Source organism: Amycolatopsis sp. NPDC004772, from assembly GCF_053601215.1.
The window spans coordinates 23,398-33,682 of record NZ_JBSGBK010000089.1 but is presented as its reverse complement, the minus strand read 5'-3'; the positions used below and the strand labels follow the sequence as shown (position 1 = coordinate 33,682).

8 protein-coding genes are annotated in these 10,285 nt (G+C 70.0%); 1 reads left to right on the top strand and 7 read right to left on the bottom strand.

The annotated features are described in order from the left end of the window. Positions 1 to 120: 120 nt before the first annotated feature. The 7 genes from ACWEF6_RS35565 to ACWEF6_RS35535 form a co-directional block, all read right to left on the bottom strand. Complete coding sequence (locus ACWEF6_RS35565; RefSeq protein ID WP_449686954.1) at positions 121 to 975, bottom strand: amidohydrolase family protein; 855 nt, start codon at positions 973 to 975, stop codon at positions 121 to 123. Then, entirely contained in the window at positions 972 to 2,516 is a 1,545-nt protein-coding gene (locus ACWEF6_RS35560; RefSeq protein ID WP_449686953.1) for a benzoate-CoA ligase family protein, read from the bottom strand. Before ACWEF6_RS35560 ends, ACWEF6_RS35565 begins: the two co-directional genes overlap by 4 nt. An 8-nt stretch (positions 2,517 to 2,524) precedes the next feature. Beyond that, on the bottom strand, positions 2,525 to 3,946 hold the full coding sequence (boxB, locus tag ACWEF6_RS35555; RefSeq protein ID WP_449686952.1) for a benzoyl-CoA 2,3-epoxidase subunit BoxB: 1,422 nt from the start codon (positions 3,944 to 3,946) through the stop codon (positions 2,525 to 2,527). Between the two features lie 5 nt (positions 3,947 to 3,951). Beyond that, a complete protein-coding gene (gene boxC, locus ACWEF6_RS35550) occupies positions 3,952 to 5,571 on the bottom strand; it encodes a 2,3-epoxybenzoyl-CoA dihydrolase (protein ID WP_449686951.1) in 1,620 nt (539 codons plus the stop codon). Between the two features lie 31 nt (positions 5,572 to 5,602). Continuing rightward, positions 5,603 to 6,001 carry a hypothetical protein gene (locus ACWEF6_RS35545; protein ID WP_449686950.1) on the bottom strand — a complete coding sequence of 133 codons (399 nt, stop codon included), beginning with the start codon at positions 5,999 to 6,001 and terminating at the stop codon, positions 5,603 to 5,605. Positions 6,002 to 6,124: 123 nt separating this feature from the next. Beyond that, complete coding sequence (locus ACWEF6_RS35540) at positions 6,125 to 7,027, bottom strand: GNAT family N-acetyltransferase (protein WP_449686949.1); 903 nt, start codon at positions 7,025 to 7,027, stop codon at positions 6,125 to 6,127. 152 nt (positions 7,028 to 7,179) lie between these two features. Then, positions 7,180 to 9,606: a beta-glucosidase H gene (locus ACWEF6_RS35535; RefSeq protein WP_449686948.1), complete on the bottom strand. Its 2,427-nt coding sequence runs from the start codon at positions 9,604 to 9,606 to the stop codon at positions 7,180 to 7,182. A gap of 95 nt (positions 9,607 to 9,701) precedes the next feature. Here ACWEF6_RS35535 and ACWEF6_RS35530 point away from each other — a divergent pair, with 95 nt between their 5' ends. Beyond that, entirely contained in the window at positions 9,702 to 10,283 is a 582-nt protein-coding gene (locus ACWEF6_RS35530; RefSeq protein ID WP_449686947.1) for a TetR/AcrR family transcriptional regulator, read from the top strand. Positions 10,284 to 10,285 lie beyond the last annotated feature (2 nt).

Below are 10,285 nucleotides of genomic sequence, written 5' to 3'. Positions count from 1 at the left end.
TTTCATTTGGGCATTGGTGTGTGGCCGCACGTTGTAATTTGGGTCCGTGCCTCGGCGTGGCCCCGCGGGGGTTGGTGGTGGGTGGTAAGGCGGGTTAGAACCCGCCTTACCACTCACGACCTAGGCGAGCGAGGGCATCAGTTTGACCGCGTTCCCGGACAGGACCCCCGTCAGGACGTCCTCCGGCAGCCCCAGCCCGGCCAAGGTCCGGACGTTCGCGGCCACCGAAGGAACCCCCGGCCAGTCCGTCCCGAACACGAACTTCCCCGCCAACCGCGTCAGGTCGAAGCGCTGGTAGTACTCCGGGAGCTTCTTCGGGGGCAGCCCGGCCAGGTCGAGCCACACGTTCTCCCGCGCCAGCGCCAGGAACGCCGCAACGTCGTACCACCAGCCGCGACCCCCGTGGGCGAAAACGAACTGCAGCGACGGGAAGTCTTCGACCACATCGGACAGCAGCTCGGGATTGCCGAAACTCGTGCGGGAACCCGGGAAGCTCGACGTTCCCGAGTGGAGGATCACCGGCACCCCGCGCTCGGCGCACAACGAGTAGACCGGGTACAGCTCCTTGTCCGCCGGCGAGAACGCGCCGTGCACCGGGTGGATCTTCAGCGCCACCGCGCCCAGGTCCAGCTGCCGCTCGACCTCCGCCGCCGCCGGGTGGTGGACGTACGGGTTGACGTTCGCCACCAGGCGGAACCGCTCCGGGTTGAACGCGACCAGCGGCAGGTTGTCCTCGATCGGCTGGATCCCGGTCGCGCGCGGGCTGTACTCGCAGAACAACAGGACCCGGTCGACGCCTTCGGACTCCATCAGTTCGTCCATTGCGGACGGAACCACCTCACCCGACGCCGAGTACACCGAACGCCACGGGTACGACCCGGCGAAGTCGTGCGCCCACTGCAGCCACGCGGGTTTCAGCGTCGGCAGCCGGGGTGCGTGGACGTGGGCATCGACCACGAAGTGCCCGTCGATCACGGGCTCGGCACCACCCGCAGCACGTCGCGGACCTGCTCGCGGATCACGTTCCGGCGGATCTTGCCCGTCGCCGTCTTCGGCAGCTCGGGCAGTTCGACCACCCCGCGAGGGCGCTTGAACGCCGCGAGCCCCTCGCGGCAGAACTCGATCAGCTCGGCCGGGTCGACCGCGGAGCCGGGCGCGGCGACCACGCACGCCACCGGCTTGTCGAGACCGTCGGCGTCCGGCGCGGCGACCACCGCGACCTCGGCCACCGCCGGGTGCTGCCGCAGCCGTTCCTCCACTTCGGACGGTGACACCCAGATCCCGCCCGCCTTCAGCATGTCCCCGAACCGGCCCAGGCAGGAATACGTCCCGTCCTCGTTCCGGACGTAGCTGTCGCCGGTCCGCAGCCACTCGCCCTGGAAGACGAGCTTCGTCGCGTCGTAGCGGGCCCAGTAGCCGGTCGCCGTCGACGGCCCGGCCACGAACAGCTCGCCCGGCTTCCCGGCGGCGTCGATCACCGCCCCGGCTTCGTCGCGGAGCTGCACGGAATACCCCGGCACGGGGACGCCGGTGCTGCCCGGCCGCACCAGGCCCGGCTGGTTCGACAGGAAGATGTGCAGGGCCTCCGTCGACCCGATGCCGTCGAGGATCTCCAGCCCGAAGCGGGCGCGGAACCGTTCGAACAGCGACGCGGGCAGCGGCTCGCCGGCCGAAACCGCGTACCGCACCGAAGAAAACGAGTCATCCGGGACGTCGCTGGCCAGCAACGCCGCGTAGAACGTGGGGACCGCGAAAAAAAGCGACGGCTGCTCCTCCCGAGCGCGGCGAGCGAACAACGCGGGCGTCGGCCGCGAAGGCTCCAGCAGCGTCGTGCCGCCCGCGCCGAGCGGGAAGAAGCAGGAATTCCCCAGCCCGTAAGCGAAGAACAGCTTCGGCACGGACAGGAACCGGTCCGCCGACGTCGTCGCGAGCACTCCGCGGGCGTACGTCTCGCAGACCGCGCGGATGCTCGCGTGCCGGTGCATCGCGCCCTTCGGCTGTCCGGTCGTTCCCGACGTGTACAGCCACAACGCGGGCGAGTCTTCCCACGTCCGTCCACTTGGGACGGCACCCGCCAGCGACGGCCAGTCGTGCGTCCGGACGCCGAACCCGGCCGGGCCGCAGCGGTCGAGCACGACGTCGGTGACTTCGGGAGCGAGGGAAAGAGCCGTCTGCGCCTGCCCGGCGAACTCCCCGGACACGCACAGCACGCGCGCCCGCGAGTCGGCGAGCACCTGACCCAGCTCCGGCCCGGTGACCATGGTCGACACCGGGACGGCGACCGCGCCGGCCAGCATCGCGCCGAGGATGCCGGTGAGCAGCTCGACGTCGTCGACCATGCAGAACATGACCCGCTCTTCGGGCCGCACCCCGAGTCCGGCGAGGCCACCGGCCACCCGCCGGGACTCCGCCGCGAGCTCGGCGTAGGTGAGCGAGCGGCGGGGCGACACGACCGCCGTCGCGTCCGGGCGCCCGGCCTGCAGCAGGTACTCCGCGGCATTGAACCCTGTCGCCACCAGGCCTCCTACGTGAGGTAGACGTACTCGTAGTCGATGGGCCTGCCGTTGATGCCCTGCCGCGGCGGCGCGACCCAGCTCGCGATCTTCCCCCGCTCGTACACCGGGCGCATCAGCGAACGGACGAACGTGAGGTCTTCGGTCGTGGGCAGCCACTTGCGTTTGCCCGCCTCCCAAGTCGCCTCGTCGACGATCGTGCCGTCGGGAGTGACGTGGTGGCCGGAGTTTATGCCCACTTCGCGGTTGAAGCCAGGGTGCGGCAACCGGAACGTGTGCTCGATGCCGGCCTCGGCGAGGATCTTGTTCCAGCGGTTGACGCCGGTCTGGCAGTCGGCCACGTACTCGCTGCGCAGGTCGAGGTTGAGCAGCAGGATCGCCTGCAGTTCCTCGGTGGTCCAGGTGCCGTCGCCGTTCGGCCGCTCCAGCGTGCGGGCGTCCTCGGTGAGCTTGTGGTCGTCCTTGCGACGGGTCTCCTGCCAGCGGCCCTTGAGCCCGGCCGTGTAGTAGTTCGCCGCGTTCGTCGACGTCTCGCTGCCGAACAGGTCGAGCGAGACCGTGTAGTGGAAGTTGAGGTACTTCTGGATGATGTCGAGCGGGATGCCGCCGTGCGGGCCGATGTCATACGTGTCGTGCTCGCGGATCAGCTCGGCGCTGCGGGTCACCACGCGGTCGACGCCGGTGGTGCCGACCATCATGTGGTGCGCTTCTTCCTTCAGCATGAACTCGCAGGTGCGCGAGAGCGGGTCGAAGGAGGACTCCTTGAGCGTGCCGAGCTGATACTTCCCGTCGCGGTCGGTGAAGTAGGTGAACATGTAGAAGGCCAGCCAGTCGGCGGTTTCCTCGTTGAACGCGCCGAGGATGCGCGGCGCGTCGGGACTACCCGAGTTGCGCAGCAATAGCCCTTCGGCCTCGTCACGGCCTTCGCGCCCGAAGTAGGCGTGCAGCAGGTACACCATCGCCCACAGGTGGCGGCCTTCTTCGACGTTGACCTGGAACAGGTTCCGCAGGTCGTAGAGGCTCGGCGCGGTCAGGCCGAGGAGTTTCTGCTGCTCGACCGACGCCGGCTCGGTGTCGCCCTGGATGACGATCAGCCGTTGCAGGTCGGCGCGGTATTCGCCGGGGACCTGCTGCCACACCGGCTCGCCCTGGTGCTCGCCGAAGGCGATCCGGCGGTCGGGGTCGCGCTCGGCGAGGAAGATGCCCCAGCGGTAGTCCGGGACGTTGACGTGGTCGAAGTGCGCCCAGCCTTCGCGGCCCACGCTGACCGCGGTGCGCAGGTAGACGCCCTGCGTCTCCAGGGTCGGCCCCATCTCGCCCCACCAGTGCAGGAACTTCGGCTGCCAGCCCTCCAGCGCCCGCTGCAGCCTGCGATCCTCGGAGAGGTTGACGTTGTTGGGGATCTTGGCGTCGTAGTCGATCTTCTCGGGCATCTGCGCTAGACCCGCTTCCTGTCGAAGACGGCCTTCTGCCCCGTACCGTAGCGGCGCAGCGCGCCGTCCGGCCCGGATGCGTTCGGCCGGGTGAAAATCCAGTTCTGCCAAGCCGCCAGCCGGCCGAAGATCTTGGTCTCGATGGTCTCGGGGCCGACGAACCGGTGGTTGGCCTCCATCCCGGTGAGCGCGTCCGGCGAGAGCGACGCGCGGCCTTCGAGGGCGATCCGGATCTCGTCCTCCCAGTCGAGGTCGTCCGGAGCGTCGGTGACCAGGCCGAGTTCGAGCGCTTCGGCGGCGCTGAGCTCGCGGTTCTTCTCGCGCGCGAGCCAGGCGAGGTGGTCGTCGTCGCCGTAGAAGCGCGCTTGGAGGCGGGTCAGGCCGTTGCCCATCGGAAACGCGCCGAAGTTCGCGTCGGTGAGCTGGAGTGACGCGCGTTCTTCGGAGTCTTCGTCGTCGATCGGCGGGCCGTCCAGGATGTACTGGCGGTCGGCGGCCAGCGCGATCTCCAGCAGCGCGCCGGTGAAGCAGCTGCCGGGTTCGATGAGCGCGATCAGGCTGCGGCTGGTGACGTCGAGGCGCTTGAGGGTGCGCTTGAAGTAGTGCGTGATCTCGTTGGCTAGCCAGTCCTTCTGCCCCAGGACGGCTTCTTCGTGCGCACGCACCTTCGCCGGGTCGCCTTGCGTCCGCAGGATCCACGTCCCGGCCTCGACCTCGTTGGTGCGCAGCCGCAGGATGGCGTCGTCGAGCTCGCGGGTCATCGCGAGGAACCAGCCGCCCGCGCCCTCTTCGTGCAGGTCACCCGGGTCGGTTTCGGGGCCCTTGACGGTGATCGTGGCCTGGTTCTTCTCGACCTCGATGTCGACATAGCGATGTTCCAGCGGGGTCAGCTCGATGCCCTGCTCCGCCGGCTTTTCCGAGCGCCGGGCGAGTTCCCGCGTCTTTTCCAGGACCTTCTCGCGGAAGTCCTGACGGGGCACCAGTTCGTCGACCAGCCGCCAGTCGACCGCCGTCTTGCCCTTGACGCCGTCCGGGCGCGTGGCGAAGACGTCGGCGAGGTCCCGGCGCACGCGGCGCTTGTCGACGACCCTCGTGAGGCCGCCGGTGCCGGGCAGCACGCCGAGCAGCGGCACCTCCGGCAGCGCGACGGTCGAGGAGTTGTCGTCGATCAGGAAGATCTTTTCGCAGGCCAGCGCGATTTCGTAGCCGCCGCCGGCGCAGGTGCCGTTCACCGCGGCCACGTACGTCTGGCCGGAGTGCGCGGTGGCGTCCTCCATGCCGTTGCGGGTCTCGTTGGTGAACTTGCAGAAGTTGACCTTCCAGTGGTGCTCCGACGCGGCGAGCATGCGGATGTTCGCGCCGGCGCAGAACACCTTCTCCTTGGCGCTGGTCACGATGACCACGCGGACCCCGGGGTGTTCGAAGCGCAGCCGCTGCGTGGCGTCGTACAGCTCGATGTCGACGCCGAGGTCGTAGGAGTTGAGCTTGAGCTCGTAGCCGGGGACCAGCCCGCCCTGCTCGTCGACGTCCAGCTCCAGCCAGGCCACCTCCCCGTCGACCCGCAGGCGCCAGTGGCGGTACTCGTCCGGACGGCGGTCGAAGGCGACCGGTGTGGTGGTGGTCACCCCTCGATTGTCTACATGAGTCAGACGGACGTCAACGTTGTGTAGAAACTTGATCTCGGGTGGTCACCCGGTCGAGCGTGGCCCACGCCCAGGTGAGGAACACCCACAATGCCAGCCCGGCCGCGGCGTCGGTGAAGATCGTCGCGAACCAGAACGCGGGGATCTGCGGGACGCCGGTGAGGAAGTGGCCGAGCGTGACCATCCCGGCCAGCGAGTAGACCAAGAGGAACGCGAGCGCCCGGTGGTACCGGCCGTCCGTGTACGCGCGGTAGCCGAGCCAGCCGAACGCCGTGAGCACTACCCAGGCGACGGCGACCGTGATGCCGCCGACGAGCGGCGAGATGCCCTGGAGCTGCGGGTAGTCCGCGTACCGGAGGGCGTTGTGCGCGTAGTGGATGGCCGTGCTGACCAGCGAGAAGCCGAGAATCACGCGAAGCGGTGTCAGTCCTCTGTCCACGACGGCCCCCGATTTGATAGATCGCTCTAGCGAAGGTACCGCCCCGGCTCGTGAGTGGCAAGGCGGGTTCTAACCCGCCTTGCCACTCACGACGGGTCACACGAAGTCGATGCGATGCTGCGCGACCGGGTAGCCCGCCTTCGCGAACGTCTTCGCCATCGGCACGTTGCCGACGTCGGTGCCCGCGACGATCCGGTCCGCGCCGTACCCGACGAGGTCGTGCGTCGCCTCGACCACCATGTCGTAGGCGTAGCCGTGGCCCCGGTGCTCCGGCACCACGGCGACGTAGCCGACCACCGGGTCGTAGACGTTGCGGCTCGGCAGGACGAGACCGACCAGCTCGCCCGCGGGCGTGTACGCCAGCCGCCACCAGTCCCGCGGCCCCGGCATCCACTTCATGATCTCGAGGTCCTCCTGCGCGGCCGCGTCGATACCGTGCTCTTCGACGGTCTTCCGCACGTGCGCGTCGAGACTGCCGACGTGCACCCGCTTGAAGACCTCGAGGACGACGTCGTCGTCCGGCTCCGGCCGGAACTCGAGCCGGCCGGTCTTCTCCGGCAGGCCGTTTTCCGGCGTCCAGCGGAAGCGGTAGCGCTCGACGAGCTTGCGGTAGCCCGCCTTCTCCGCCGCTTCGACCCGGCGGTCGACCTCGGCCGCGACCTCCGGGTCGTCCCGCCACGCCGGCGGCGTGTGGAGCGCGTATTCGGCGTGCAGCGGCGCGGTTTTCAGCAGGCGGACGGCCGCGTCGGAGTCGGTGAAGTCGAACCAGTCGAGGGCGACCGGGTCGTCTTCACGGGACTTGGCCCACCAAGCGGCGCGGGCCACGACGACGTCGTCGCGCAGCGCGACCCAGACCCGCTCGGGCGGGTATTCGCCCCGCCTCGCCATCTCGGCGAAGTCGTCGCCGAGCAGCTTGCGGCCGACGAGACCGCGGTCGGGCAGGGAGGTGAACAGTGCTTCTTCGCCCGCTTCGAGCGGGCGCACGACCAGTTCGGTCATGGAATCCTTCCGGGAGGACGCGCTCCCGGTCAGACAGCCGGCACCCTCGTGGCCGGGTGGGAGCGCGTGATCGGTTGCGTGATCATCGGTCCCACCTCCTTTCGCCTGGTCGAGGGTGCGTCGGCGACCCTAGCCGGTCCCGGCCGCGGAGATCAACGGATTTTCTGGAGCACCACGCGCGTGCTCAGCCGCGGTTCGGCGTAGGAGTGCGACGCCTCCACGACGTACTCGCCCGCGATGTGCTGCCAGCCTTCGCGCCAGACCTCGGCCGACCTCGCCGTGATGGCGATGTCGGCCTCCACGGCCGCCCCGGGCCGGGCTTCGACGCTCGCGAACCCGGCCAGCCAGCGGTGCGGCCGGTCGCCGCGCTCGGTCGGGACGAGGTAGAGCTGGACGACTTCGCGCCCGGTGCGCGTACCCGTGTTGCGGACGCGGACCCGGACCCGCGCGCCGCCTTCCTCGTCCGGGTAGGCGTCGATTTCTTCGTACTCCCACGTCGTGTAGCCCTGGCCTTGGCCGAACCAGTACGCGGGTTGCCGATCGGTGCGGGCCCAAGCGCCGTAACCGATGTACACGCCTTCGCCGTACTCGAGCACGCCTTGCTCCGGCGTCACGTCGGTGACCGGCGCGTCTTCGAGCTTCGCCGGCCAGGTCGTCGGCAGGCGGCCGCCGGGCTCTTCGCGGCCGAAGAGGACGTCGGCGAGCGCGTCGCCGCCGGCCTGGCCGGGGAACCAGGTGAGCAGCACCGCGGCGACGTCGTCACGCCACGGCATCTCGACCGGGGAGCCGGCGTTGACGACCACGACGGTGTTGCGATTCGCCTCGGCGACCCGTGCGACGAGCTCGTCCTGACGGCCGGGCAGGGCCAGGGAAGTCCGGTCGAAGCCTTCGCTCTCGACTTCGGCGGTCGTGCCGACCACGACGACGGCGACCTCCGACTTCGCCGCGAGGGCCACGGCTTCTTCCAGGCTCGCGTCCGGGTCGAGGACCGGGCCGCGGTGACCGAGCGCGAAGGTGACCCAGGCGAAGGTGCCCCTCGCGAACTCCGCCATCTCCGACGGGATCCAGTAGGTCAGGCTGACGTCGACCGGTTCGCCCGCGGTCAGCTCGACCTCCCGGCGCTGCTCGTGGACCTGCATGATCGACGTGAAGATGTCGCCGCCCTCCGGCAGGTTCACGCCGTCGAAGACGGTCTGGCCGGCGACGGTGAGGCGGAGGTCGCCGGGACCGGTGATGCCGAAGGTGTGCGTGCCGCCCGCGTCCGGGAGGAACGTGCCGGCGATCTCGACCGAGGCGAGCGTGCCGACGTCGAGGCCGGCCGGCAGTTCGCCGATCCAGTCGATCCTGGCTTTGCGCAAGGGGAATTGCGCGAGTTCGGTGCCGTCGGCGGCGCGGGCGGTCGCGCGGATCCGGAAATTGTCGGTGGCGGTCGGTAACGTCGTCCGCGGATCGGCACCGGGGGCGTAGACGAGCTCGGTGCCTTCGGGAACGGCCGCTTTCAGGCCGTCGAGAGGGGAGACGACGTGGTCGGGGAACACGGTGGCGCTGCCACCACCCAGGATCTTCGGGTCCGCGGCGAGCGCGCCGATGAGCGCGATGCTCTGCGGCTCCCGCAGGGGCAGCACGCCGGTTTCGTTGCGGAGCAGCACGAACGACCGGTGCGCGACCTCGCGCGCGATCGCGTCGCCGTCCACATCGGACTCCTCGGGCGCGGGGTCCACGCCGAGCGCGTCGGTCCGGTGGGCCAGCAGGAGCACGCGGCGCACCATGGCGTCGACGACGGCTTCGTCGACTTCGCCGCCGCGGACGGCTTCGGCGAGCCGGGCGCCGAACACCGTGCGGGGGCCGGGCATGGCCACGTCGAGGCCGCCGTTGGCGGAGGCGACGGTGTCGCGCGCGGCCAGCCAGTCGGAGACGACGAAGCCGTCGAAGCCCCATTCGCCGCGCAGCACGTCGTTGAGGAGTTCGGCGTGCTGGGTCATCGTGGTGCCGTTGACACCGTTGTAGGCGGCCATGATCCCCCACGGCTTCGCGCGCCGGACGATGAGTTCGAACGGCGCGAGGTAGAGCTCGCGCAAGGCGCGTTCGCCGACGCGGACGTCGGCGGTGAAGCGTTCGGTCTCGAAGTCGTTGGCGACGAAGTGCTTGACCGTGACGGCGACCCCGCCGTCCTGCACGCCGGTGACGTAGCCGGCGCCGATCATCCCGGTGAGGAGGGGGTCTTCGGAGTAGCACTCGAAGTGCCGGCCGCCCAGCGGCGAGCGGTGGAGGTTGACCGTCGGGGCGAGCAGCACGTGCACGCCCTTGCGCCGGGCTTCCTGCGCGAGCAGGCGGCCGGTCTCGACCGCCAGGCGCGGGTCCCAGCTCGCGGCGAGCGCGGTGGGGCTGGGCAGAGTGACGGAGGGATCGTCCGGGCTCCAGCGCGTCCCGCGGACGCCGACCGGGCCGTCGGAGAGCACCAGCGACGCCAGCCCGATCCCCGGCAGCGCGGGCAAGGACCAGACGTCCTGGCCGGCGAGCAGGCTCGCCTTGGCGTCCAGGTCGAGTTCGGCCAGCAGCGCCTCGACGTCGAAGCTCATGCGCATCCTCCGCGATCGGTCCTGCCGTCACCCTACCTGGCGTTGAGTAGTGAACGTTATGCTTCCGTGACGCTTTGTCCCGTAGGCTCGGGATCATGACCCGGGCCAGGGGCGCCGACCGCCGAGCCAGCATCGTCCGCGCGGCGTTCGAGGTGATCGCCGAGCGCGGCTACCGAGGCGCGTCCCTCGCCGCGGTCGCCGAGCGCGTCGGGCTGACACAGCAGGGGCTGATGCACTACTTCCCCACGAAGGAGGACCTGCTGGCGGCCGTGCTGGAGACCCGCGACGAGTGGGACCTGCTGCACTTCGGCCACGCCCGCGCGGGCGACCCGTCGGCGATGACGGTGAACCAGCTGGCCGAACTGGTCGACTACAACGCCACGCGCCCGGGCATCGTCCAGACGTACACGGTGCTGTCGGCGGACAGCGTCACGGAAGACCACCCGGCCCGCAAGTACTTCCAGGACCGCTACACGCGGGTGCGCGCCGGCATGGCGCAGATGCTGGAGCGCCACCGCGACGAGCTGCCGCCGGGAACGACGCCGGAACAGCTGGCCCCCTTGGCCATCGCCCTCCTGGACGGCCTCCAGCTGCAGTGGCTCCTGGACCCGGACGAGGTCGACATGTCGGCCGGGTTCCGCACGTTCCTGACCCTGCTGGGGGTGAAGCCGGACTGACC